The sequence below is a fragment of the Reichenbachiella sp. genome (genome assembly GCF_039969095.1).
Lineage (GTDB): Bacteria > Bacteroidota > Bacteroidia > Cytophagales > Cyclobacteriaceae > Reichenbachiella.
The window spans coordinates 369,328-395,146 of record NZ_JBDVOL010000015.1 but is presented as its reverse complement, the minus strand read 5'-3'; the positions used below and the strand labels follow the sequence as shown (position 1 = coordinate 395,146).

At 38.9% G+C, this 25,819-nt stretch carries 24 protein-coding genes; 14 read left to right on the top strand and 10 right to left on the bottom strand.

The genetic code is table 11. From position 1 onward, the window contains the following. The first annotated feature begins 16 nt into the window (after window positions 1-16). Window positions 17-772: a toxin-antitoxin system YwqK family antitoxin gene (locus ABJH98_RS17075; protein WP_348308959.1), complete on the top strand. Its 756-nt coding sequence runs from the start codon at window positions 17-19 to the stop codon at window positions 770-772. Here the strand turns inward: ABJH98_RS17075 and ABJH98_RS17070 are convergent. Beyond that, window positions 769-2,343 carry a hypothetical protein gene (locus ABJH98_RS17070; RefSeq protein ID WP_348308957.1) on the bottom strand — a complete coding sequence of 525 codons (1,575 nt, stop codon included), beginning with the start codon at window positions 2,341-2,343 and terminating at the stop codon, window positions 769-771. The genes ABJH98_RS17075 and ABJH98_RS17070 overlap by 4 nt on opposite strands. A 117-nt stretch (window positions 2,344-2,460) precedes the next feature. Here ABJH98_RS17070 and ABJH98_RS17065 point away from each other — a divergent pair, with 117 nt between their 5' ends. Continuing rightward, window positions 2,461-2,811 carry a DoxX family protein gene (locus tag ABJH98_RS17065; protein ID WP_348308956.1) on the top strand — a complete coding sequence of 117 codons (351 nt, stop codon included), beginning with the start codon at window positions 2,461-2,463 and terminating at the stop codon, window positions 2,809-2,811. A 52-nt stretch (window positions 2,812-2,863) separates the two neighbouring features. On the opposite strand, the gene lpdA is transcribed toward ABJH98_RS17065, so the two are convergent. The 4 genes from lpdA to ABJH98_RS17045 are packed head-to-tail and all read right to left on the bottom strand — an operon-like array spanning window position 2,864 to window position 8,969. Beyond that, complete coding sequence (lpdA, locus tag ABJH98_RS17060; protein WP_348308955.1) at window positions 2,864-4,258, bottom strand: dihydrolipoyl dehydrogenase; 1,395 nt, start codon at window positions 4,256-4,258, stop codon at window positions 2,864-2,866. Between the two features lie 48 nt (window positions 4,259-4,306). After that, complete coding sequence (locus ABJH98_RS17055) at window positions 4,307-4,660, bottom strand: four helix bundle protein (protein WP_348308954.1); 354 nt, start codon at window positions 4,658-4,660, stop codon at window positions 4,307-4,309. A gap of 34 nt (window positions 4,661-4,694) precedes the next feature. Continuing rightward, window positions 4,695-6,215 carry a 2-oxoglutarate dehydrogenase complex dihydrolipoyllysine-residue succinyltransferase gene (gene odhB / locus ABJH98_RS17050; RefSeq protein ID WP_348308953.1) on the bottom strand — a complete coding sequence of 507 codons (1,521 nt, stop codon included), beginning with the start codon at window positions 6,213-6,215 and terminating at the stop codon, window positions 4,695-4,697. A 36-nt stretch (window positions 6,216-6,251) separates the two neighbouring features. Beyond that, window positions 6,252-8,969: a 2-oxoglutarate dehydrogenase E1 component gene (locus ABJH98_RS17045; RefSeq protein WP_348308951.1), complete on the bottom strand. Its 2,718-nt coding sequence runs from the start codon at window positions 8,967-8,969 to the stop codon at window positions 6,252-6,254. 228 nt (window positions 8,970-9,197) lie between these two features. On the opposite strand from ABJH98_RS17045, the gene ABJH98_RS17040 reads away from it, so the two are divergent. The 12 genes from ABJH98_RS17040 to ABJH98_RS16985 all read left to right on the top strand — a co-directional run bounded on the left by ABJH98_RS17040 (window position 9,198) and on the right by ABJH98_RS16985 (window position 20,777). Further along, window positions 9,198-9,929, top strand: a complete 732-nt coding sequence (locus ABJH98_RS17040; RefSeq protein WP_348308950.1) for a 30S ribosomal protein S16 — start codon at window positions 9,198-9,200, stop codon at window positions 9,927-9,929. 6 nt (window positions 9,930-9,935) lie between these two features. Beyond that, on the top strand, window positions 9,936-10,466 hold the full coding sequence (gene rimM / locus ABJH98_RS17035) for a ribosome maturation factor RimM (protein WP_348308949.1): 531 nt from the start codon (window positions 9,936-9,938) through the stop codon (window positions 10,464-10,466). After that, entirely contained in the window at window positions 10,456-11,148 is a 693-nt protein-coding gene (trmD, locus tag ABJH98_RS17030) for a tRNA (guanosine(37)-N1)-methyltransferase TrmD (protein WP_348308947.1), read from the top strand. The genes rimM and trmD overlap by 11 nt, the downstream gene beginning before the upstream one ends. A 102-nt stretch (window positions 11,149-11,250) precedes the next feature. After that, window positions 11,251-11,604, top strand: a complete 354-nt coding sequence (gene rplS / locus ABJH98_RS17025; protein ID WP_348308945.1) for a 50S ribosomal protein L19 — start codon at window positions 11,251-11,253, stop codon at window positions 11,602-11,604. Between the two features lie 108 nt (window positions 11,605-11,712). Then, window positions 11,713-12,483, top strand: coding sequence for a diaminopimelate epimerase (gene dapF, locus ABJH98_RS17020; protein ID WP_348308943.1), 771 nt, complete (start codon window positions 11,713-11,715; stop codon window positions 12,481-12,483). Between the two features lie 98 nt (window positions 12,484-12,581). Beyond that, on the top strand, window positions 12,582-15,929 hold the full coding sequence (gene secA, locus ABJH98_RS17015; protein WP_348308941.1) for a preprotein translocase subunit SecA: 3,348 nt from the start codon (window positions 12,582-12,584) through the stop codon (window positions 15,927-15,929). A gap of 51 nt (window positions 15,930-15,980) precedes the next feature. Then, window positions 15,981-16,517, top strand: coding sequence for an SPOR domain-containing protein (locus ABJH98_RS17010; RefSeq protein WP_348308939.1), 537 nt, complete (start codon window positions 15,981-15,983; stop codon window positions 16,515-16,517). 120 nt (window positions 16,518-16,637) lie between these two features. Then, window positions 16,638-17,828, top strand: a complete 1,191-nt coding sequence (locus ABJH98_RS17005; RefSeq protein ID WP_348308938.1) for a M20 family metallopeptidase — start codon at window positions 16,638-16,640, stop codon at window positions 17,826-17,828. A 5-nt stretch (window positions 17,829-17,833) separates the two neighbouring features. Continuing rightward, window positions 17,834-19,267, top strand: a complete 1,434-nt coding sequence (locus tag ABJH98_RS17000) for an SLC13 family permease (RefSeq protein WP_348308936.1) — start codon at window positions 17,834-17,836, stop codon at window positions 19,265-19,267. Between the two features lie 53 nt (window positions 19,268-19,320). Then, complete coding sequence (locus ABJH98_RS16995; RefSeq protein ID WP_348308934.1) at window positions 19,321-19,680, top strand: phage holin family protein; 360 nt, start codon at window positions 19,321-19,323, stop codon at window positions 19,678-19,680. After that, complete coding sequence (locus tag ABJH98_RS16990) at window positions 19,667-20,044, top strand: hypothetical protein (RefSeq protein WP_348308932.1); 378 nt, start codon at window positions 19,667-19,669, stop codon at window positions 20,042-20,044. Before ABJH98_RS16995 ends, ABJH98_RS16990 begins: the two co-directional genes overlap by 14 nt. After that, on the top strand, window positions 20,013-20,777 hold the full coding sequence (locus tag ABJH98_RS16985) for a geranylgeranylglyceryl/heptaprenylglyceryl phosphate synthase (protein ID WP_348308931.1): 765 nt from the start codon (window positions 20,013-20,015) through the stop codon (window positions 20,775-20,777). The genes ABJH98_RS16990 and ABJH98_RS16985 overlap by 32 nt, the downstream gene beginning before the upstream one ends. On the opposite strand, the gene ABJH98_RS16980 is transcribed toward ABJH98_RS16985, so the two are convergent. From ABJH98_RS16980 to panC, 5 genes are all read right to left on the bottom strand, one after another. Further along, complete coding sequence (locus tag ABJH98_RS16980) at window positions 20,763-21,683, bottom strand: AraC family transcriptional regulator (RefSeq protein ID WP_348308929.1); 921 nt, start codon at window positions 21,681-21,683, stop codon at window positions 20,763-20,765. The two genes, ABJH98_RS16985 and ABJH98_RS16980, sit on opposite strands and share 15 nt — an antisense overlap. A 122-nt stretch (window positions 21,684-21,805) precedes the next feature. Continuing rightward, a complete protein-coding gene (locus ABJH98_RS16975) occupies window positions 21,806-22,945 on the bottom strand; it encodes an acyl-CoA dehydrogenase (RefSeq protein ID WP_348308927.1) in 1,140 nt (379 codons plus the stop codon). Window positions 22,946-23,140: 195 nt separating this feature from the next. After that, window positions 23,141-23,827 carry a zinc metallopeptidase gene (locus ABJH98_RS16970; protein WP_348308926.1) on the bottom strand — a complete coding sequence of 229 codons (687 nt, stop codon included), beginning with the start codon at window positions 23,825-23,827 and terminating at the stop codon, window positions 23,141-23,143. A gap of 38 nt (window positions 23,828-23,865) precedes the next feature. Continuing rightward, complete coding sequence (locus ABJH98_RS16965) at window positions 23,866-24,879, bottom strand: lysylphosphatidylglycerol synthase transmembrane domain-containing protein (RefSeq protein ID WP_348308925.1); 1,014 nt, start codon at window positions 24,877-24,879, stop codon at window positions 23,866-23,868. Next, the gene (gene panC, locus ABJH98_RS16960; protein ID WP_348308923.1) at window positions 24,876-25,733 is read right to left on the bottom strand and encodes a pantoate--beta-alanine ligase; all 858 of its coding nucleotides are present in this window, start codon (window positions 25,731-25,733) and stop codon (window positions 24,876-24,878) included. Before panC ends, ABJH98_RS16965 begins: the two co-directional genes overlap by 4 nt. Window positions 25,734-25,819 lie beyond the last annotated feature (86 nt).

Here is a 25,819-nt window from a genome sequence, read left to right as displayed (position 1 = left end):
TCATTATTTTGCAAAAATGAAATCATCTTTAATAACCTTTGCATTCTTAATTTCTTTAATTTGTTGTGACAGCTTTACATGGCTACCTAATCAAAATACCGTTCAGGTAGGAGAACCGATCAAGAAAAAAGATGGATTAGTCATTACTAAACGAAAGGATGGGTCGCTTTATTCAGAAGTACATTATCAAAATGGAGTTAAACATGGATTGTCTAAGAGTTATTATAAAGATGGGAATCTTCAATTTGAAATTGAATACGAAAACGGCAAGAAAAATGGCGCATCCAAACTGCATTATGCAAATGGAAAAGTAAGACGCAAAACCACCTACAAGAATGGCATAAAAAATGGCCCAAAAATTTCTTACTTTGAAAACGGCAACATTTCCTCTTCCATTACCTATAAAGAAGATTTACCTTCGTCCGATTTGAAAGAATATCTAAAATCTGGAAAAGAATTGTCCAGCTATCCAGAATTGAAATATAAAGTTGTAGATCGATTAAATACGACTGGTGAATATTTAGTAAAGTTCTACTTCACAAAAGACAATAAGCGAGCAGATTTTTATATGGGTGAATTGGTGGAAGGAAAATATTTTAATGAGTACTCGCTAAGTAAACTGCCAGAATATAAATATGAAGGCGTTCTTTCCTGGAAACCTTATATAGGTGAATTTATTATGAAAAAAATACCCATTGTAGGTCGAGTAAAAACAAAACGAGGCAATTATTTATATCGCAAATTGACCTTCAATTTAGCTATAGAGGGCTAGTAATTTACCGCTCTCATTCGGCTGCGTAGTTCTTGATTATACGGAGCATATGTCATTCCTTTTTGTAACACTTTTTTAGCTGTAGAGTATTGACCACGTTTAAAATGATACACTGCCAATTGTGAATATGCATGGCCAATCAGCTGGTCATCTACCTGAAAATAGGGGTTTTCACTATACATAAGTTCAAATTTCTCTTTTAATAAATCCCCATCTGCTTTTTTGTTTTCTTTATAAGAATCAGCCATCCGAATAAGATTCATATTTAAAAACAACCCACCAAATTTATTATTTTCCAATAGTTCCGGATGATCTTGGACAAGGTTGTCCAACATTGCGTAAGATTCAGATCTGTCTTTGCTAAATTGAAGATATTGCCCCAGTGTAGACAAAAACAGAGACTCAGCATCTATATTTTTCGGCTTTAGATCAAAAGCAATTTCTGCAAAATTGATAGCTGTTCTATGCCTACCTCGATTGTGCAGTAGCCTGGCTCTTTCATAGTTATAAACAAAACTCATTTCATTTTTGAAAGCTTCTCTTTTTATGTTATTTAGCAAAAAGTCGTAGCTCTTTTCATACAACACTATATCATACTTTTCTACAAGTTGGTAATTCGTAAGTCTCAAAAATTCATTTTTAAGTTCCACATCACTAATTTCATCCTCACTGTATCTCGATAGGTTGCTAATCAACCTTACATCTGCAATACTGGAGTAATTCGTTTTGTTCGTCATCAAGGCTAAAGAAGCAAGGAGCATTTCTTTTACCTTTTCATTCGGATAAAGCACGAAGCATTTTTTGAACGCATCAATGGCGCCAGATAAATCCTCTTCTTGAAATTTATATATTCCATCATTCCAATATTGAACTCCCACTAGTTCCTTCAAGCTAAGATTCACATCTGTGAAATAGTACTTGTCAAATAAATCATCAACACTTGAATCTCTGAACTCTTGTTCGTCTATCAATTTTACCGATTGAAGCTGCTTGACAAATTGCGTTTTAAAATTTTTACTAAATTTATTAAAGCGTCCACTTGGATCAGTGGTTTCTATCAAGTACTGATTGCCATCAGATTCCAAAACAATATAAACGTGAGTGGGTGTTTCCTTTATGAAATAGTTAATATCTAATTCTCTAAAAGTCAAAGCGTAAATAGCACAACCAGAAACACAATTATAAGTGCCATCTGCAAATACTTTATTAAAATAATGGTGAAGTTCGTATTTTCTAAAAAAACGATCATGCACATGATTATAAACTTCTTTATAATATTTAATTTTTCCAGATTCCGAAATAGGTCTATCAATTTGCTTTAGCTGACCAATTTCATTGGTGAACATCATTTTATCTAGCGCTACAGTTTCTGGATTAGACTCTAGATTGATAGCCATCAATGCTTCGAATATCACTTCTTCACCAGCGAGTAATTTGCAATATTGTTCGCGTTCGTATTCCGTTGTAAATGCTAAATCATTCAATAGAACCAAGCTGTCAGATTGGCTTTGTGAATTGAAACAAAATAAAAATTGTGTAGTTAGAAAAAAGAGTATAGAATAGTACTTCATGTTTTAAACATAGACGAAATTTACAATGCTAGCAATTAATATTATTCTATCTTTATTTAACAGTAGAATATTGGACAATATTCTACTGTTAATCGTCAACTAACTTAGTTATTGATAATGAATAGAGACCAAAGCATTTTTTGGATATCAACCGGGTTATTGAGTATTATGATGTTAATGTCAGCTGGTATGTATCTGGTCAATACGGAGGAAGTAAAAGACATATTCGTGCGATTAGATTACCCAGCATATTTGGTCATTCCTTTGGCTGCGGCAAAATTATTGGGTGTAATGGCCATTATCACCAGACGATCAAATACATTAAAAGAATGGGCCTACGTAGGTTTTTTGATTGATTTCACATTGGCTTTCTTTGCCCACTATCAGGCGCAAGATGGTGGCCATACTCTAGCTGCTTTTGCCATTCTATTACTTTTGGTTTCTTACTTCACAGAGAAAAGAATATAAAAAAAGACCAGCTATAAAACTGGAATTTTCTATCATTCATTCTTATTAACTCTTACATATGAATCGGCCTGGCATCCGTCGCTGCCAAGCATGCTTCCTTCACTGCCTCCATGTAAGTAGGGTGTGCATGTGACATTCTTGACACATCCTCCGCCGAAGCTCTAAACTCCATGGCAGTCACACCTGCCGCAATCATATCCGCTGCTCTTGCCCCGATGATATGAACTCCCAAAATTTCGTCAGTTGTATTGTCAGCCAAGATTTTCACCAAACCATCTGTGTCCATACTGGCACGAGCTCTTCCTAAGGCTTTGTACGGAAAAGAACCCACTTTATAAGCTTTGCCAGCTTCTTTTAGTTGCTCTTCTGTTTGACCTACACCAGCTACCTCTGGCCAGGTATAAACCACGCCTGGGATTAAATTGTAGTTGATATGCGGTTTTTGTCCAGCCAGTTGCTCGGCAACCAAGACACCTTCTTCTTCGGCCTTATGGGCAAGCATCGCACCTTTCACCACATCGCCAATCGCATAAATATTATCTGCAGAAGTTCTTAAATGGTCGTCCGTTTCGATACGACCAGCTTTGTCCGTAGTGATGCCTACATTCTCCAATCCAAGACCGTCCGTATAGGCTCTTCGGCCAATTGAAACCAAACAGTAATCACCTTTCAATTCTAGCACTTCGCCTTTTGGAGTATCTGCTTTTACGGTCACATTTTTCCCTTTGGCTTCTACGCCAGTTACTTTGTGTTTCAGGTAAAACTTTACTCCTAATTTCTTTAATGACTTCGTCAACTCCTTAGACATCGTACTATCCATGCCTGGAATGATTCTATCGAAGAATTCAACTACAGAAACTTCAGCCCCAAGTCTTTTGTAAACTGAACCTAATTCCAACCCAATCACACCCCCACCGATGATGATCATGTGCTTAGGAATTTCTTTCAGCTCTAATGCTTCTGTGCTGGTGATCACTCGCTTCTTGTCAATATTGATAAAGGGTAGAGAAGAAGGTTTTGATCCTGTAGCAATAATTACCTTATCAGTAGAAATGGTCTCTTCTTTCTCGCCAGCTACTTTGATCGTGTTTTTATCCACAAATGAGCCATGGCCATGAAAAACATCAATCTTGTTTTTCTTCATCAAAAATTTAATCCCTTCGGTATTGGCATTGACCACGTCACCTTTACGAGAAATCATTTGTTTGAAGTTTACTTTCGGCGCTGGAATATCAATTCCATGCTCTTTGAAAGTATGTTCCGCATTGTGAAAATGCTCTGAAGAATCCAACAACGCTTTCGATGGAATACAGCCTACATTTAGACAAGTTCCGCCTAAGGAATTATATTTTTCTACTATCGCAGTTTTGAATCCCAATTGGGCACATCTGATTGCCGCTACATAGCCTCCTGGGCCGGATCCGATTACTGTTACGTCGTATTTCATAATATTAGTAGTTAGTATTGAGTAACTAGTATCTAGACTTTCACTCGTTTATCTATTCAATGATTTTTTAAATCCGACCAACATTTTCTGTACTTGATTCAATGAATTCATTATTCCAGAAAAATATTGACCTTCTATATAATTAATGTTTTTTGCTATAATCAATTGGGTTTCTAACTCGAAAGAAGAAGCTAATGCTATGCCAATAAATTGATTAAATTCTTTATTGCCATTTCTACCAGCTCCTTCAGCAATGTTAGAAGGAATTGAAACACGTGATCTATTGATTTGGCTTATCAATCCATATTTTTCTGAATTGGGAAAAGATTCAGTGACCTTGTATATTTCTGTACACAAAGCCATTGCTTTATTCCAAACTTCTAACTCCTTAAAATTATGCATGCCGTCTTTAGGTCTAGATACTAATACCCAGATACTAGATACCTAACATTAGTCTAGCTGGATCCTCAAGTAACTCCTTAATTCTTACCAAGAAGCTCACCGACTCACGCCCATCAATGATTCGATGATCATAAGAAAGTGCCAAATACATGATTGGTCTAATCTCCACTTGCCCATTAATCGCGACTGGTCTTTCTACAATATTGTGCATCCCTAAGATCGCAGACTGCGGTGCATTGATAATCGGCGTAGAAAGCATAGAACCAAAAATACCACCGTTGGTCACAGTGAAAGTACCACCTTGCATTTCGTCAATGCTCAACTTATTGTCTCTTGCCTTTTTAGCCAATCTCACTACTTCGCTTTCTACTTGATTAAATGAAAGTGATTCTGCATTTCTGATCACTGGCACAACTAAACCTTTCGGAGCAGATACTGCAATCGAAACATCACAAAAATCATTATAGACAATCTCATTTCCATCAATCTGCGCATTTACTGCAGGCCATTCTTGCAATGCCTGACAAGCCGCTTTGATAAAGAATGACATAAAACCTAATCCCACTTCATATTTATCCTTAAAGGCATCTTTGTACTTTTTACGAAGATCCATCACTGGCTTCATATCCACTTCATTGAAAGTAGTCAGCATAGCCGTTTCATTCTTCACAGAAACTAAACGCTTCGCTACCGTTTTTCTCAAAGGTGTCAATTTCTTTCTTGTCTGCTCTCTGCCACCACCAAATGCTGGAACTGCTGGAGCAGCTTCCTTAGCAGGAGCGCTAGCTGCAGCGGGTGCAGATTTCTGAGCTGCTTGTGCATCATCCTTAGTGATTCTACCACCAACACCTGAACCTGTTAGCTCACTGGCAGGAATTCCTTTTTCAGCCAGAATTTTTGCAGCAGCTGGGGATGGGTGTCCAGCAGCATAACCAGGTGTGCCTGTAGGAGTCTCGGCAGTTACTTCTGGAGTTGCACTAGTACTTGGAGCTGGCGCACCATCCATCACATCGATTTTACAAATCAATGCCCCAATTTCAATCGTATCTCCCTCTTGAGCTACTATTTTCAAAGTTCCTCGGGCCTCAGCAGCTAATTCAAAAGTTGCCTTGTCTGATTCTATTTCCGCTATGGGTTCATCGAGTTCTACCACATCCCCATCTTGCTTCATCCAAGTACCGATAGTTACTTCAGTGATCGATTCACCAACAGTGGGCACTTTCATTTCCAAAGTCTCTCCAGTTTTTCCACCCGAAGAAGTAGGTGCCTCAGATGCAGATTCTGCCTTGGCAGCTGGAGCCGCAGACGACGCATCGGCTGATGCAGTTTCATCAATGGTACAGACCACGGTTCCGATTTCAATCGTTTCACCTTCTTCAACTTTAATAGTCAAGATTCCGGCAGCTTCTGCATTTAGTTCGAACGTGGCTTTATCTGATTCCAATTCGCAGATGACCTCATCCATTTCTACATAATCACCATTCTGCTTGGTCCATTGCGAAACCGTTACTTCGGTTATCGATTCACCAACGGTTGGTATTTTAACTTCAATCATTTCTTTATTATTAAATTTTTTAAGTCTAGTTTGATTTTAAGAGAAGGCTTGGTTCACCAAGTTTTCCTGCTCTTGCTTATGTACTTTGGCGTATCCAGTGGCTGGTGATGCAGCAGCTTTACGCGAAATTACATCCTTAGTTACCTCTCTGAATACTCTCAAAATAAATGACCATGCACCCATGTTTTCTGGCTCCTCTTGTACCCAATAGACCATATCTACTTTGTACTTTTTCAATTCAGCCATAACTTGCTTCTTAGGAAATGGGTGTAACTGCTCCACTCTGATGATCGCTACATCCTTTCGTTTATCTGCTTGTTGCTTTTCAAGCAAATCGAAATAGACTTTTCCATTACACAAGAGTACTTTTTTCACCTTCTTAGGATCCGCATATTCGTCCCCAATGACTTCCCTGAATTTGCCTTTAGTAAACTCTTCCATTTTTGACATAACCAATGGATGTCTGAATAGAGACTTTGGTGACATGAGAATACAAGGCATCCTGAATGGCATAGCCAATTGTCTTCTGATCATATGGAAATAATTAGCAGGGGTTGTCAGGTTACAGATATACATATTGTTACCTGAAGCCAATTGCAAGTACCTTTCTGGTCGTGCATTAGAGTGCTCTGGTCCTTGACCTTCATAACCGTGTGGCAGTAGCATGACCAACCCATTCATTCTTCTCCATTTGGTATATGAACAGGATATGAATTGATCCACCATCACCTGAGCACCATTGGCGAAGTCTCCAAACTGTGCTTCCCAAATCACAACTGCATTAGGATCTGCCATGGCATAGCCAAACTCAAAGCCCAGACATCCAAACTCGGAAAGCAATGAGTTATAAATCTTGAAATCTTTCTCACAACCATCAATATGATCCAAAAAGCTATAAGGCTCATTGGTATTCATGTCACGCACTACTGCATGACGGTGGGAAAAGGTTCCTCTTTTGGTATCCTGACCTGAGATTCTCACGGTATTGTTATCAAGCAGCATAGAACCATAAGCCAACATTTCTGCTGAAGCCCAGTTGAGTTCTTTCTTATCAAAGAACATCTCTTTGCGCTGCTTTAAAACTTTATCAATCTGCTTCAAAGGTTTAAATCCCTTTGGCACTTGGATCATCGCTTCTCCTACCGCTTTCACCGCTTTCTGTGAAATCGAAGTGTCAGGGGATTCATCAAAGTCTTCTGGTCTAGAAAGTCTCATCTCAGAGAATTCCTTTTCACTTTGTTGAAGCGTATAAGGCAACTTATCTTGTTTCACTTGATTTAAGCGATCCTGCAACTGTGCCTTAAATTCTTTGTCCATCGACTTAGCTAAGCCAGCATCGATATCTCCTCTGTCAATTAAGGATTTATTGTATACCTCACGAGGATTGGCGTGTTTTGATATTTTATTATATAAGGAAGGTTGAGTGAATTTTGGTTCATCAGACTCGTTGTGACCATGACGTCTGTAACAAACCATATCAACGAAGATATCTCGCTTGAATTTCTGGCGATATTCTACAGCCATTTTCATACAGAAGACTACTGCCTCCGGGTTATCTCCATTTACATGTAGTACAGGGGCATCTACAGTCTTGGCTAAATCTGTACAATAAATACTTGACCTTGCTTCATCAAAGTCAGTTGTAAAGCCTACTTGGTTATTGATGACAAAGTGAATGGTACCACCTGTAGAATAAGCATCCAGCTTGGACATTTGGACTAACTCATAGCCAATACCTTGACCCGCAATTGCCGCATCCCCATGGATGAGGATTGGCATGATCTTCGAGTTGTCATTTTCATATAGCCCATCAATTTTTGCTCTGGCAAAACCTTCAACGACCGGATTTACTGCTTCCAAATGTGATGGATTAGGTGCTAACTTCAGGTCTACTGTATTTCCTTCTGGTGTCACGATTTGAGAAGAGAATCCCATGTGATACTTCACATCCCCATCTCCCATGGTTTGATCTGGAACATAACCACCTTCAAACTCATTGAATACTTGTTCATAGGTTTTTCCCATTATATTGACAAGTACGTTGAGTCGGCCTCTATGAGCCATGCCCATCACGACTTCCTGAACACCCAGTGCAGCACCTTTGTTTATCGCCGCATCCAATGCAGGAATCGTAGTTTCCCCACCTTCAAGCGAGAATCTTTTCTGACCTAGGTACTTGGTGTGAAGAAAATTCTCAAAGACTACTGCTTCATTCAGCTTGGATAAAATTTGTTTCTTTTCTTCAACAGGTGGGTTGAAGTTTAGCGCTTCTCTCTCAACCTTTTCTTTGAACCATTCTAGTATATGAGGCTTGCGGATGTACATGTATTCAAATCCGACAGACCCTTCATATATGTCCTTTAGTGAAGCCACTATCTTTTTTAAAGAAGCCTTACCAATACCAATTATATTTCCACACTCAAATTCTGTATCAAGATCCTCGTTCGCTAAACCAAAATCTTCTATTTCTAGAAGTGCCTTTCGATCCTTTCTTTGTCTAACTGGATTCGTATCTGATTTTAAATGTCCACGTGACCTATACGCATGAATCAGATCTCGTACAGCCAATTCCTTATTAGAAACAGCATCTGTACTTGCTTCACCATTTTCGCCATACTTTTGAAGAGAAAACTCAAAGCCTTCAAAAAACCGTTGCCATGAAACGTCAACAGTATTGGGATCGGCTTTGTAAGATTGGTACATATCGTCAATCACTCCACTATGTGCATTGGCGATATAAGAATATTTATCCATTTGTTATTTTATCTTTGCTGGCACAAATATAGTACCCTCCATAAACAATTGAAAACCGTATAATCGTGTTTCCAATTATGCTTGTTTAAACAAAATAGAAGAGCATAAATAAAATTATGTACTTTATAATCTCACCAAGGGTTTATACTTATATAAAAAAAGCCTACATTTGCGGACTTTTTAATACAAGTGGACGTGATCCACAACATTTAAACTATACCATATAAAATGGCAGTAAAAATTAGACTAGCCCGAAGAGGGCGAAAAAAACAGGCAATTTACGATGTAGTCGTAGCAGACGCCCGTGCGCCACGTGATGGCCGATTTATCGAAAAGTTAGGTTCGTACAACCCAAATTCAAATCCTGCTTTCATCAGCATTGATGAAGAAAGAGCATTTAAATGGGTAATGGACGGCGCTCAACCTACCGATACAGCAAGAGCAATTCTTTCATACAGAGGTGTGATGTACAAAAAACACTTACAAGTAGGTGTAAACAAAGGTGCAATCACTCAAGAAGATGCTGATAAGAAATTTGAAGCATGGATGACAGAGAAAGAAAGCAAGGTTCAAGGCAAAGTTGATTCATTAGCCAAGGCTAAAGACGCAGCTAGCAAAACCAAGCTTGAAGCAGAAGCTAAAGTGAATGCAGCTAGAGCTGAGAAGATTGCCAAAGAGAAATTTGCTATCGAAGAAGCTGAAGCAACTGCGGCAGCAGAAGCTAAAGCGGCAGAGGCTCCAGCAGAAGAAGAAGTACCTGCAACTGAAGAAGCGGCTCCGGCAGCGGAAGCAGCTCCAGCGGTAGAAGAAGCTCCTGCAAAAGAAGAAGTGAAAACTGAAGAAGATCCTGCAAAGGAAGAAGCTGAAGCTTCAGTAGCAGAAGCGAAAGAAGAAGCACCTGCAGCGGAAGAAAAACCAGCTGAAGAGGCTCCTAAAAAAGAAGATAAAGCCGCAGAATAATTTATTATGACGGTTGATGATTGCTACCAAATTGGTCACGTAATCAAGACCCACGGCTTAAAAGGAGAAGTTCAGCTCTTTCTAGACGTTGACAATCCTTTAACATATCAAGAAATGGAATCAATGCTCGTTCAACAGAACGATTCGTTGATTCCATTTTTCATTGAACACCTCCAGATCAATCCTAGCAAAACAATAGTTAAGTTTGAAGAGGTCGATGATATCGAGAAAGCCAAAGAATTGATTGCTTCTAAACTATTTTTGCCTCTCACGTTTCTTCCCGAACTTGAAGATGGAGACTATTATTTACATCAATTAGTGGATATGGATCTATATGACAAGGGTAATTACATAGGCAAAGTCAAAGAGCTTTTTGAAATAGGGCCTCAGGAACTTATTTCTGTTATTCATCAGGAAAAAGAAATTCTAATTCCTATTAAAGATGAAATCATTCAGAAAGTAGATATTGATAATAATCGCATTGATGCCGATATTCCAGACGGACTAATAGATATATATCTCGAAGATGAGAATTGATATTATTACATGCGTCCCTGCCATGTTTAGTGGTACGATTGACCAAAGCATCCTCAAAAGAGCTGGAGATAAAGGATTGGCACAAATTCACGTGCACAATCTCAGGGACTATGCGATTAATAAGCAAAATCAAATTGACGATTATGCGTTTGGAGGTGGGGCTGGTATGGTGCTGATGATAGAACCCATTGACAAGTGTATTGCCAAACTCAAATCTGAAAGAGATTATGATGAGGTGATATACATGAGTCCAGATGGAACTACTCTTTCACAAGGCATTTCAAACGAACTCAGTCTGAAGGAAAACATGATTCTACTGTGTGGACACTATAAAGGAGTTGACGAACGCGTGAGAGAACACCTGATCACACGAGAGATTAGCATTGGGGATTATGTGCTGACTGGAGGCGAACTAGCTGCCGCTGTTGTTGCAGATTCAGTCATAAGATTATTGCCAGGTGTAATGAATGATGAAACCTCAGCCTTAACAGATTCATTTCAGGACGATCTCATCGCACCACCTGTCTATACTAGGCCAGCTGAGTACAACGATTGGAAAGTGCCAGAAGTGCTGACTTCAGGTCATCAGGCTAAAATAGAAGCTTGGAGATTTGAAAAGCAAGTGGAAAGAACTAAGGCAAAAAGGCCTGATTTATTAAAAAAATCAGGTTCTAAAGATTGATCAAAGGAATTTCAATTTTATTTTGAATGCCTTTGAATTATTTAAAAAATAAATTTCTATATTTGCAGTCCGATTTTTGGAGGGGCATATAAAGCTAATAAAATGAGCGACTTAATTAAATTAATCGAAGACGAATACAAAGAGAAGAGAGCAGCAATGCCTTCTTTCAACCCAGGTGATACCGTGAATGTACACGTAAAGATCAAAGAGGGTAATAAGGAAAGAATTCAGCAGTTTCAGGGAACTGTTTTACAGATCAAAAACCCTAGCTCTAATGGCGAGACCTTCACAGTAAGAAAAATCTCAAGCGGCATTGCTGTTGAGAGAATTTTCCCAATGCTATCTCCTAACATCGAGAAAATCGAAGTGTTGAGAAAAGGTAAAGTGAGAAGAGCGAAATTGTACTACCTAAGAGGTAGAAAAGGAAAAGCGGCTAGAATTAAAGAAAGAATCTAATTTAATTCGCTTGCCAAAATATTTAAGAAGTCCTGATCTACCGATCGGGACTTTTTTTGTTTCTAGTTTTGTGTATCTCGTTGATTCAAGGGTCGTAAGAAGAATAACATGAAAATACCATTTTACAAATATCAAGGCACAGGCAACGATTTCGTAATGATTGACAATCGCGACGGCATCTTTCCTCATGATACCTCCCTTGTCGCCAAAATGTGTGACAGAAAATTTGGCATTGGAGCTGATGGACTTATATTAATCGAAAATCACAACACACTTGATTTTGAAATGGTCTATTTCAATGCAGATGGAAGTCAAAGCCTCTGCGGCAATGGCAGCAGATGCGCGGTCAGTTTTGCCAACTTCCTTAAAATCATCGAAAATGACACAAAATTTTTAACCATAGACGGGGAATACGAAGCCCACCTCAAAGATGGGCTTGTTCATTTGCACATGCGCGATCAGCAAACCCCAGAAAAATTTGATGCACATTACTTTTTAAACAACGGCTCTCCTCATCACATAGCATTTGTTGAGAAAGTTGATGAACAAGACGTTTATAATCAAGGTGCAGCAATTAGATACGCCGACTCCTATAAGCCAAGTGGAACCAATGTCAATTTTGTAGAGACAAAAGAAAACAACACCATCTTTGTACGAACTTATGAACGAGGTGTAGAAAATGAAACCTTATCCTGTGGCACTGGTATTACAGCTTCAGCCTTAGCTGCGGCAGACAAAGGACTGAACAGCCCTATCGCTATAGAAGCCAAAGGAGGAAAACTTGAAGTAAGGTTCGAGCAACAAAATGACAAATCGTTCACAAACATCTGGTTGATCGGACCAGCCGAACAAGTTTTTATCGGTCAGTTTGACATATAAAAAACTATCGGTTCATTTTTTGCTAATACCCCTTTGAGATTCTCGTCTAGAAGAAAAAAGAAATTAAATTTACCGATTCATTAAAAACGTAAATATTCATGTTAAATATTATTACAAAAGGCATAGCCAAAGTATTTGGTACTAAGGCAGACAGAGATTTAAAGGAGCTTTTGCCTTATGTGGATTTGATCAATGGTGAATATGAGAAATTAGCCCAAATTTCAGACGATGAGTTGAGAGGCAAAACTCAAGAACTCAAAGAAGAAATTGCGGTACACCTCAAGTCAATAGATGACGAAATGTCGGCTTTGCACCAGCAAATCGAAGACAACCCTGAGTTAGATATCGTTGAAAAAGAAACCGTTTTTAATAAAATCGACGTACTCGAAAAGCAAAGAGATGAAAAACTGGAAGAAAAGCTCCTCGACATTCTTCCCAGAGCTTTTGCTATCGTAAAAGACACCGCACGTCGTCTCACTGAAAATAAGAAACTGACGGTACAGGCCACCATGCTGGACAAGCAGTTGGCGGCAAACAAGCCTCACATTGAAATCAATGGCGAAACTGCTACTTGGCACAACGAATGGAAAGCTTTCGGTCAGGATGTGGTTTGGAATATGATCCACTACGATGTCCAGCTACTTGGAGGTGTTGTTCTTCACCAGGGCAAAATTGCAGAGATGGCTACAGGTGAGGGTAAAACTTTGGTAGCTACATTACCGGCCTTTTTGAATGGTCTTTCTGGTCGTGGTGTCCATGTGATTACAGTGAATGACTACCTAGCCAAAAGAGATGCCGAATGGAACGCTCCTTTGTTCGAATTTCATGGATTGAAAGTAGACTGTATCGATAAGCATCAGCCTAATTCCCCTCAAAGAAAGGCCGCATATGAAAGTGACATTATCTATGGTACCAACAATGAATTTGGTTTTGATTACTTAAGAGACAATATGGCTCGTCATCCAGATGAGCTGATGCAGGGCAAACACCACTTTGCAATGGTCGATGAGGTCGATTCCGTACTGATTGACGACGCCAGAACGCCTTTGATCATATCTGGGCCAATTCCAAAAGGAGATGAGCACGAATTTTATGAATTAAAACCAAGAATTAGCAAACTAGTAGACGCTCAACGAAAAACTACTTCTCAGTTCTTAAATGAAGCCAAGAAGTTAATTGCTGATGGCAACGATACAGAAGGTGGGTTGGCTCTATTTAGAGCATTCAGAGGCCTTCCGAAGTACAAACCATTGATTAAATTTTTAAGTGAAACTGGTATTCGTCAAATTCTTCAAAAAACAGAAAATATTTATTTGGCAGACAATCAAAAATTGATGCCAGAAGCTGATGAGCCACTATATTTCACCATTGAAGAAAAGACTAACAGCATCGAATTAACGGATAAAGGTATTGATCTTATTACAGGCGAAGGCGAAGATCCAAACTTCTTTATCCTTCCTGATATCGGAATGGAAATCGCTCAATTGGAGCAAGATTCTTCTTTAAGTGAAAACGACATGCTTCATAAAAAAGAAGAGTTGATTCGAGATTATTCTGTGAAAGGACAAAGAATCCATTCTGTAAATCAACTACTAAAGGCCTATACCCTATTCGAAAAAGACACCGAATACATTGTAGTAGATGGCAAGGTGAAAATTGTAGATGAGCAAACCGGTCGTGTCATGGACGGCAGAAGATATTCTGACGGCTTGCACCAATCTATTGAAGCTAAAGAAAACGTAACTGTAGAAGACGCTACGCAGACGTACGCGACTATTACCTTGCAGAACTACTTCAGAATGTACCATAAGTTGGCCGGTATGACTGGTACAGCCGAAACTGAAGCTGGAGAGTTTATGGAAATTTATAAGCTCGACGTAATTGTAATCCCCACAAATCGACCGATCCAAAGAAAGGATATGGAAGATAAGGTCTACAAGACCATCCGTGAAAAATTCAATGCTGTAGCGGATGAGATTGTGGAATTAACCAAAGCTGGACGTCCAGTACTGGTGGGTACCACTTCTGTGGAAATCTCAGAATTGATCAGTAGAATGCTGACCATGAAGAATATCAAACATCAGGTATTGAATGCGAAGCAACATGCTAAGGAAGCGGATGTAGTGGCCGAAGCAGGTAAGCCAGGCACGGTGACCATTGCAACCAACATGGCTGGTCGTGGTACTGATATTAAACTAACGCCTGAGTCCAAAGAAGCGGGTGGTTTAGCCATTATTGGTACTGAAAGGCACGAATCACGTCGAGTAGACAGACAGCTAAGAGGTCGTTCTGGTCGTCAAGGTGATGTAGGTTCTTCTCAATTCTTTGTTTGTTTGGAAGATAATTTGATGAGACTTTTTGGATCTGAGAGGATTGCCAGAATTATGGACAGATTAGGTCTAGAAGAAGGTGAAGTCATCCAGCATAGCATGATTACCAAGTCTATCGAAAGAGCCCAAACCAAAGTAGAAGAAAACAACTTCGCTACAAGAAAGAACTTGCTTGAGTATGATGATGTGATGAACTCACAACGTGAGGTCATTTATGCAAGAAGAAAGAATGCGCTGTATGGCGAAAGACTTGATCTTGATATTCTCAACATGCTTTATGATACCGCAGATGATATCGCCTTGAGTGCCAAATCATCTGGAGATTTTGATAGTTTAAAACTAAATTGTTTGGGAATCTTAGGTATGGATTCCAAGCTGGATCAGGAAAGCTTTGCCAGTCAAAGTTCTGAGCAGTTGGGCGAGAAACTGTATCATGAAGCATTGGAAGCTTACCAAGCGAAAAACAAAATGGTTCGTGAAAGAGCACTGCCGGTATTGAAAAATATTCAGTTGACCAGAGGTGCTACCGTAAAGGAAATTCAGATTCCATTTAGTGATGGGAAGAAGCAAATCGGTGTTGTAGCTGGATTAGAAAAATCAATCGAAACTGAAGGTCGCGAGATGATCAAGGCTATGGAGAAGATGATTGCCTTAGCTATCATTGACCAAAGTTGGAAAGAGCACTTGCGTGAAATGGATGACTTGAAACAGTCTGTAAGAATGGCGGTTCATGAGCAAAAAGATCCATTGTTGATTTATAAGTTTGAGGCTTTCGAGATGTTCAAACAATTTTTGGCAAGGGTGAATGAGGATACCGTCTCTTTCTTGACAAAAGCAGAAATTGCCGTTCAAGAGCCGGATGAGGTAAAAGAAGCCCGTCAGCAACGATCAGCTCAAAACTATAATGAGTCAAAGGCTGATAGTGGATCTGCACTAGCAGCGAATAACCGAACTGCACCTGTAGAAAAAACTGCTCCGATCAAGTCTGAAAAAGTATATGGCAGAAACGATAGAGTAACTGCACAATATGCTGATGGTTCATTGAAAGAAGATGTGAAATTCAAGAGTGTAGAGGCCGATATGGCTCAAGGAAAATGTGTTATTGTTGAAAGTTAAGATTCGACTTTGTATCTTAAATTTTAGATCAGTTATTTTAAATTTCGTATTTTGAAAACCATTGTATCAAAGTTAAGCTTCGTGTTTCCAATAGTCACTATTGTTTCCTTGTTGCAGTTTTGTGCGCCCACGGCTACTAAAAGCACAAGTAACGCTGTTTATGAGGAAGATTTGTCTGTGCATAGACCTTCGTATACTTTGGGAGATGACGCCATCGGAGAAGAGCCCACTGAGGCTGAAGCATATTCTTCTACAGCAGAATATGTTACTCCTACGAATGATATTAAGGCAGAGCTAGATACGGTACTTTATAGAATCAAAAAATCTAGAGAAAATATACAGTATGTGGACGGCTATTCGATACAACTTTACTCAGGAAACAATAGAGACAAAGCGAATCAGGTAAAAGTAAAAACTTATGAAGTGCTCGAAGATGAGCGACCAAGAGTCAGTTACGACCAGCCTAATTACAAAGTTCGTGTAGGTGAGTACTATTCGCGTTTAGAAGCCAATACTGATTTCGTAACGCTACAAAAGTACTTTTCCAGAGCGGTGTTGGTACCAGTAAAGATCAAAATTGAGGAATAGGTTTTTATCATTCCTTCAACTAAAGTCCATCTGATTTAAAGAGATTCAAAAAATATTCCTACAGCTTTTCCATGGCCTATTCAACTTGGTGAATTTCATTAAATTACCGAAAATTCACTCATGGCGCTACTAGACAAAATAAAGACCCTTTCTGAATCTCTTCACAAAGAAACGATTGCCAATAGGCATCACATACATGCCAATCCTGAGCTGTCTTTTCAGGAAACTGAAACTGCAAAATACATACTTGTTCAGCTTAAAAAAATTGGAGTAAAAACGAAGACAGGTATTGCTGGTAATGGCATAGAAGCGATCATTGAAGGGAAGAACCCAAGCAAAAAAGTCATTGCACTACGAGCTGACATGGATGCCTTGCCAATCATAGAGGAAAGCGACAAACCCTACAAATCAAAAAATGAAGGTGTCATGCATGCTTGCGGACATGACGTTCACACTTCTTCTCTTTTAACGACTGTCAATATTTTAAATCAAGTCAAAGAAGACTTTGAAGGCACTATTAAGTTCATCTTTCAGCCAGGGGAAGAATTATTCCCAGGAGGAGCTTCATTGATGATCAAAGAAGGCATTCTAGAAAACCCAAGACCAAATGCAATCATCGGGCAACATGTAATGCCCTTAGTACCTGTAGGCAAAGTAGGATTCCGAAAAGGAATGTATATGGCCAGTGCGGATGAGTTGTATGTGACCGTGACAGGAAAAGGAGGACACGGTGCTTTGCCAGAGCACAATATAGATCCAGTGGTGATTGCCTCTCATATCATTATTGCACTTCAACAAGTCGTAAGCAGAATGGCAGCACCAAAAATCCCTAGTGTCCTTAGTTTTGGAAAAGTTCAGGCGTTGGGTGCTACTAATGTTATACCCAATGAAGTGAAAATTGAAGGCACTTTCAGAACACTGGATGAAAATTGGCGAAAAGAGGCTCACATCAAGATGAAAAAAATGGCTGAAGGCATGGCTGAATCCATGGGAGGTTCCTGTGATTTTAATATACAAGTTGGCTATCCATTTCTGAAAAACGAACCGGAATTAACCGAAAGGGCTAAGCAAGCAGCTATTGCCTATTTGGGAAAAGAAAATGTGGTTGATTTGGATATTTGGATGGCTGCAGAAGACTTTTCCTACTACTCTCAAGAGGTAGATGCATGTTTTTATCGATTAGGTACTCGCAACGAAGCAAAAGGCATCGTATCTGGTGTACATACACCAACCTTTGATATTGACGAAGATGCCCTCTCCCATGGCCCTGGACTTATGGCTTGGTTGGCCATCAATGAGTTAAATGCTTAATGTATTTGAATAGAAATCTTATTGGTAAATTATTAGGCCCAGCGTCCTTTTTAGTGATTTACCTTTTCTTGCCATTAGATGGCTTAAGTCAAGAAGGTAGAGCCGTCTTGGCCTCTACCGCGTGGGTCGGTATCTGGTGGATGACAGAAGCTATCCCAATTGAAGCTACCGCCCTACTCCCTATGGTGCTGTTTCCACTTACTGGAGCATTAGATATGAAATCCACAACATTTCCGTATGCTCACCCACTCATTTTTCTTTTTCTTGGTGGATTTATGATCGCCATTGCCATTGAAAGATGGAATCTTCACAAGCGAATAGCTTTAAATATTATTTCGTTTCTTGGCTCTAATCCAAGTCAATTGATTCTGGGCTTTATGATTGCTACAGGCTTTTTATCGATGTGGATCTCGAACACCGCAACCACTCTTATGATGATACCCATCGGGCTTTCTGTAATTTCTAATTTGGACGAAAACAAGAATTTCTCTAAAGCGTTACCCTTAGCCATTGCCTATTCGGCTTCTATTGGAGGCATGGCCACATTGATTGGAACGCCCCCAAACATTGTTTTTGCAGGGGTAATTAAAGACACATTTGGAGTTGAGGTCAATTTCTTAGAGTGGATGATGATTGGACTCCCCTTTTCTATTCTCATGATTGGAATTTCTTGGCTGGTCATTACTAAATATTCGTTCAAAATTTCACCAGACATGAATCTTTCAAACGCTGGAATAAATGAAAGATTAGTCGAACTTGGAAAAATGAGTATCGAAGAAAAGCGCGTATTAGCTGTCTTCTCATTTACTGCTTTTTGCTGGCTTTCTAGAACTTATCTCCTCAACCCTATCATACCTGGCCTTAATGATACTACCATCGGAATATTCGGTGGTTTATGTCTCTTTTTAATTCCTAATACAGAAGGCGGCAAACTCCTAAATTGGCAACTAATGAGTAAAGTGCCTTGGGGCGTATTGGTATTATATGGTGGTGGGTTATCCATAGCCAATGCTGTAGCCAAAACTGATCTTGCTGGATGGATTGGTACATTGCTTAATTCATGGGGCAATTTGGAATTATTGCTACTCATTTTATTAATAGTTGCTGCGGTGAACTTCATGACAGAGATCACTTCCAATATTGCTACAGCAAGTATGGTCCTTCCTATTTTGGCCGCTCTGGCAGTGTCAATACATACACATCCATATTATTTGATGGTAGGCGCGATACTTGCGGCTTCCTGCGCCTTTATGCTTCCCGTAGCTACTGCTCCCAATGCCATTGCATTTAGTGCAGGAACAATCCAAATGAGAGACATGATCAAAGTGGGCGTTTTACTCAATGTCTTATCTATCCTCCTAATTACCTTAGTTGTTTATGTAATCATGCCAATCGTATGGACATTAGATATTTCTGTATTTATATCTTCAATAAAGTAATCTGTCGTATGAGCGATATCCTTTATATTTAAGCCAAAATGATATAAGAGAAAGTGGATATATTAAAGATCAGCAAACTAAAAGAAACCTTTACCGAATATATTCGAGTCAAGTTTGAGCTATTTAAACTTGACCTTACTGAGCACCTTTCCAACGTGTTGGCTCAAATGATTGCTTATTTGGTGATTTTAGTCATTTCCGGATTAATGGTCACTTTTCTAAGTATCGCTCTGGCTCATTTTCTGAATTCTTTTTTTCAACATGAATCCATTGGCTACCTAATCGTAGCTGGTATTTATTTGCTGTTTTTACTATTGGTTTTCTTCTTGCTCAAATCAGGAAAATTAAAGGCATTTTTCGAAACGAAATTGTTGGAAAATATTTCAAATGAAAAACCCGATGATGAAGAGTAGCAGTCTAGAGATACCATCAAAAAGGGAGCAGTTATTATCCAAAGAACGAAAGTTGGTTGCTGAATTAGAAAGCGATGCTACTGAAGTAGAATCCAAATTAGAAAGTACTCTGAAGACGCTTGCCATCATTGGTGCGGGAGTGTTGGCCGTCACAATTCTCTATAAATTAGCCACACCTGAATCAACTACGAAAAAAGGCAAAAAAAAAGAAAGCAAAAGCTCTTCTAGTAAACCATCTGCAGTAACAGCCTCAGTAATATCCATAGCTTTGCAAAAATTAATACCTTTAGCCATAGAGAAATTCGCCAAGCTCAACAGCAAAAACGCAAAAGATGAAAAAGCTGCTGAATCAACTTCAAAATAAAAAAATCAAACAGGTCAAGTCTCTGGCAGTACTTATCGACCCTGATAAGGCCACTGATTTGGGTCAGCTCATGCGACTCATCAATCTCTGTGTAGAAAATAAGGTTGATTATATTTTGGTTGGTGGGAGTTTGATGACGAATGATAACTTTTCAAGGGTGGTATCCATCATAAAATCAAATTGTGAAATTCCAATAGTCATTTTTCCTGGTAATCATATTCAAATTGATTCCAATGCAGATGCCATTTTTCTCCTCTCACTCATTTCTGGGAGAAACCCTGATTTTTTGATTGGACAACATGTTTTGGCTGCTCCTGTATTGAAAAAGAGCAAATTGGAAATCATTCCAATGGGTTATATGTTAGTCAATTCTGGCGCTCCTACTTCTGCTAGTTATATGAGCAACACTGTACCACTACCATCCAATAAACCTACTATAGCGGCTTGTACCGCAATGGCAGGGGAAATGCTCGGTATGGACACCATTTACTTAGATGCTGGCAGTGGAGCAGAAGAGCCCATTCCTCAAAAACTCATTTCAACTGTTGCACGATCAATTGAAGTCCCATTAGTAGTAGGGGGCGGGTTGAATTCAATTAGTAGAGTCAACAAAGCCTTAGAAGCTGGAGCTGACATGGTCGTAATAGGAAATGCGATTGAAAAAGAGGAAAATTTTTTAATTCAAGTTTCGGAAAGAATACATTCGATTAATAAGAATTTAGACGTTCATTAGCGTCTCTCTTCTTCTCATCTTACCTGCTGGAATACCAAACATCATTTTGAACCTTCTACAAAAATAAGCGGTGTCTTTGTACCCCACTTCTTTACCGATTTCACGAATGCTTTTCTTGGATGTTCGAAGCATATTTACAGCCATTTCCATTCGCTGATACTCAATGTAATCTTGCGGATTGATACCTGTGAGCATTTTAAAATACTGACCCACATAGTCCTCAGAAACATTGGCCACATTGGCCAAAACCTTATTAGAAAGATCTTCTTGAAGGTTGTCTTTGATAAATGAGAATATGTCGATAAGCCTCGGGTCTTTGAAGTAGGTCGAGTTAGTGGCTAACTGTTCTACAAACAACCCTTTATTCAGAATGTGCCTTATCAATTCTACAACCAAATGATCTGTTTCCAGATTGACCACTCTGGCTTTTCCTGGGGCTTCAGAATAGATTTCTGATACAATTAGTTTGACCAGTGATATCAGATTGTGATTGGCTTTGATAACGAAAGCAGGAATATCCAATGAAGCAAAGAAATTGACCGTGTCAAAAACTTTCGCTTCGAAATTGATCATGGTAATATTTTCGTGCTCTGGAGCGGCTACAAAATTTTCACTGGTCTGAAAAAATTTCTCTTTATTATTAATAAAATCATCATTGGAAAGGTTGACCGACTGCCCACTTCCATAGGCCAGTCCAACCATCTTCCCACCAGGAACAAAGAGTATTTCATTTTCTTTTACCACCTCTTTTTCCTTGCCAAATTTCACCTCTCCCTTGTGCACATAGATGAACACATTTTCTACATCATAATAGTTTTCAACCGTTAATGGCTGTAAAATATTAATATTCTTAGCTGAGATGAATCTTACTGAAAGAGACTCAATAATTTTGTTATAGTCCTCCATTGAATTATTTCGGAGTAGCCCTTCGATTTGAGCTAATTTCCATTGGTATTATTGTATAAATCTAATATAATGTATAATAAATACAAAGATTATAAATAAATTAATACCACAGGGCATTTAGACTATTTTAATATCTCACGTGCAATTACTATTTTTTGTATCTCAGAAGTCCCTTCATATATCTGTGTAATCTTCGCATCACGCATCAATCTTTCTACATGAAATTCTTTCACAAAACCATAGCCACCATGTACCTGAACGGCCTCAACGGTGGTTTCCATGGCTACTTTAGATGCAAATAATTTTGCCATGGCTGCTTCTTTTACAAAGTCTTCTTTGTTGTCTTTTTTAGCTGCCGCTTGTAAGCACAGCAATCTGGCCGCTTCGATATTAGTAGCCATTTCGGATAATTTGAACTGAATTCCCTGATGCTGACAAATTGGTTTGCCAAATGATTGACGTTCCTTAGAATATTTCACGGCCAATTCCATCGCGCCACTTGCTATACCAAGCGCTTGCGAAGCTATGCCAATTCTACCTCCATTAAGCACTTGCATGGCCATTGAAAAGCCAAAACCATCTTCCCCAATTCTATTCTCCTTAGGAACTTTTACATCTTGAAACATTAAAGAATGCGTGTCTGACCCTCGAATTCCCAATTTATTTTCTTTAGGCCCAACAGTGAATCCTTCCATTCCCTTTTCTACAATCAAAGCGTTGATACCCTTGTGTCTTTTATCCACATCAGTTTGTGCAATAACAATATAAAAAGATGCACTGCTTCCGTTAGTTATCCAGTTTTTGGTTCCATTAAGCAAATAGTGATCGCCCTTATCTTCTGCAGTAGTTCTTTGCGAAGTTGCATCCGACCCAGCTTCTGGCTCCGACAAACAAAATGCTCCTATTTTTTCACCCGAAGCTAGTTTGGTCAAATACTTTTGCTTTTGCTCTTCCGTTCCAAATTTTTCTAATCCCCAACACACAAGTGAATTGTTTACTGACATCACAACAGAACACGAAGCATCAACTTTGGAGATTTCTTCCATGGCAAGTACGTACGATACGGTATCCATGCCTCCACCATTATATTTTGGATCAACCATCATACCCATAAATCCCAATTCGCCCATTTTTTTTATTTGTTCTTTAGGAAATTGTTGATTCTCATCTCGCTCGATTACACCTGGCAATAGTTCTGTCTGTGCAAATTCTCTCGCCGCATCTCTAACGGCTAGCTGTTCTTCTGTCAATGCGAAATTCATTTCGGGATTTGTTTTAGTTGCAAAATATAATTTGTAATTAACCGCCTTAAAAAATTATTATTCTTAATAATTAATATATGACAACATTTTCAACATATTATTCTGAATTAAAATAGTATGTATGCATACAAATATAAAAAAAAGGACTTGAACATTGTTCAAATCCTTCACAATATCTTACTACGGCTACCCTACTTAATCTCTACTGCCTAAGAACAGCATGACGAAATATAGTAACTGGGTTATTGCTGCCAGAGCGGCCACTACATAAGTCATAGCCGCCCAGTGCAAGGCGTCTTTAGCCATGCCATGTTCTTCGCTCGTTACAATGCCCCGTTCATCTATCCAGGCCAAGGCTCGTTTTGACGCATCAAACTCTACAGGTAGTGTTACCAAAGAAAAAAGGGTGATCACAAACTGAGCCGCTACAACCACCAGAAAAATAGTATCCAAGCCAAATGACTTCATGGCAAAGCCAAAGAAGAACATTCCTATCAAAATAAAATTTAATATTCGGGAGCTAAGATTTTGGATAGGAACCATCGCTGATCTGAATTCAAGAAAACTATAAGCTGTAGCATGTTGTACTGCATGACCACATTCGTGCGATGCCACCGCTGCTGCTGCAGCACTTCTACCACTATACACCTCTGGGCTAAGGTTCACCGTTTTATTCGTAGGATTATAGTGATCAGACAAATGTCCTTCTACCGAGATTACCTGAACATCCGTAATGCCATTGTCCCTAAGCATCAGTTCGGCAATCTCACGACCAGACAAACCTGACTGCAATCCAATTTGGGAATACTTTTTAAATTTGCTCTTGAGCCTATTGCTTACATAAAGCCCAACCACAAAAAAGACTAAAAATATGATTAACATTTATTTAAAAATTTAATTGTTCAATTTTATAAATACAACTACGGTTTTATCTCCATTTCTGTTTTCCTCATTCGAGCAATAAAAACTGTACCCAAGGCACTCAATCCCCCAAATAACAGAATAGACATCAATTGAGAAGTGTGAAGCAAAGTAGCAAAAAACAGTCCACTTGTAGCTTCAATCCCATAAATAATCAATACGCCACTTACTAGCGTATGATATGCTCCAATTCCACCTTGAACAGGCATTGCCATCGCCACACCAGCTGCCGCCAATATGGATAGCCCAGCCCCGAAGCCTAAATCAGTAGTTTCGGATATTGAAAAGAAAATGACGTAGCTCATCAAATAATAAAACACCCAAATTCCCACTGTGGCAAATACAAACCCAGAAATGTTCTTAACCTTTCGGATAGACATCAATCCGTTGACTATGTCAGTCAATATGCGATGTGCTTTTTGGAGCAACGCATTCTCAAACTCATGCTCCAATATTCTTTTCAAGATTATTATTCCAACTACTCCTAAAATAATTATTGAACATAAAATTATCACAATATTTGTGGTGTGATCAATATTGGTATCCCAACCCACTGATGATATAAAGAAATCATAAACGAGCTCAAACTCAATAAAAAAATCGAGGACAATGAGCGATAGTAGGATCAGAAAGTCTAATGCTCTTTCTGTTATGACTGTTCCGAATGAAATACTCATCGGAATTTTTTCATTCCTTTTCATTACTCCGCACCGAGTCACTTCGCCAAGCCTCGGAAAAGCCAAATTAGCTAAGTAGCCACTCATTACTGCCAGGAAAGTCCTTCCATTGGATAGATTCTGATAGCCTAAAGGCATGAGCATCAAATTCCACCTATAGGCTCTTAACCAATGACTTAGTAGTGACAAAACAATCGATAGCACTACCCACCAATAATTTACTTCTGTTATTTTATCTAAAAACTCCTCTACGGAGACGTTACGAAATGCAAAATAAAATAGCAGTCCCGCAAGAGTCAGGGACAAACCATATTTAATGATCGATGATATTTTCAACCTTTTTGTTTTAAATACAAATTATCAATTAATCGCACATTTCCTACGTGTGCCGCAATGCAAACTGAAACATTTTTGGCCTCGCTCATTTCTTTTACTTCTACCATCGTATCAGAATTAACGACTTCCAAATATTCTAACTGAATACCTCTTGTATGAAGTAACTTTTTCCTTGAGACTGTTACAGCTTCAAGCAATGAAGTTCCAGAGTCAATTAGCAGCTTTATTTTTTCCATGGTTTGGCTTAATCGCACGGCCAATTCTTTTTCTTCCTCTGATAATCTTTGATTTCTAGAAGACATGGCTAAGCCACTTGACTCCCTTATAGTAGGAACAGCAATTATTTTAGTACGAACATTTAAATCGTTGACAAGTTTTTTTATAATGGCTAACTGCTGCAAATCTTTCTGCCCAAAAAAAGCCAATTCAGGCTGAACAATATTCAATAATTTTGAAACCACAATACCCACTCCTGAGAAATGGCCTGGTCTAAAGGCTCCTTCCAGCACTGTTTCCAAAAACCCAAAATTAAATGAAAGTGATTTATTATTGTCGGGATACATCTCTTGCACGAAGGGAACAAACAAAACATCACAGCCAGCATCAAGTAACATTTGCTTGTCTTCATCTAACTGCTTCGGGTATTTTAATAAATCCTCTGGGTTATTAAATTGAGTTGGATTAACAAAAATGCTGCAAACCGTTACGTCACTTCTCCCTACAGATTCTTCTATCAATTGAATGTGGCCCGCATGTAGTGCTCCCATTGTAGGTACTAATCCAATCGATTTACCTTTACTTCTTTGCAAATCCAAATAGCCTTGCAACTCCACTATACTTTCAAATATTTTCATCCTTTCCTGCTACTCAGGCTACTATTATGAGCTTAATCCCCATTGCTCTATTGAAAAAGATCCAAAAATAGTGTAATTTTGTGGTC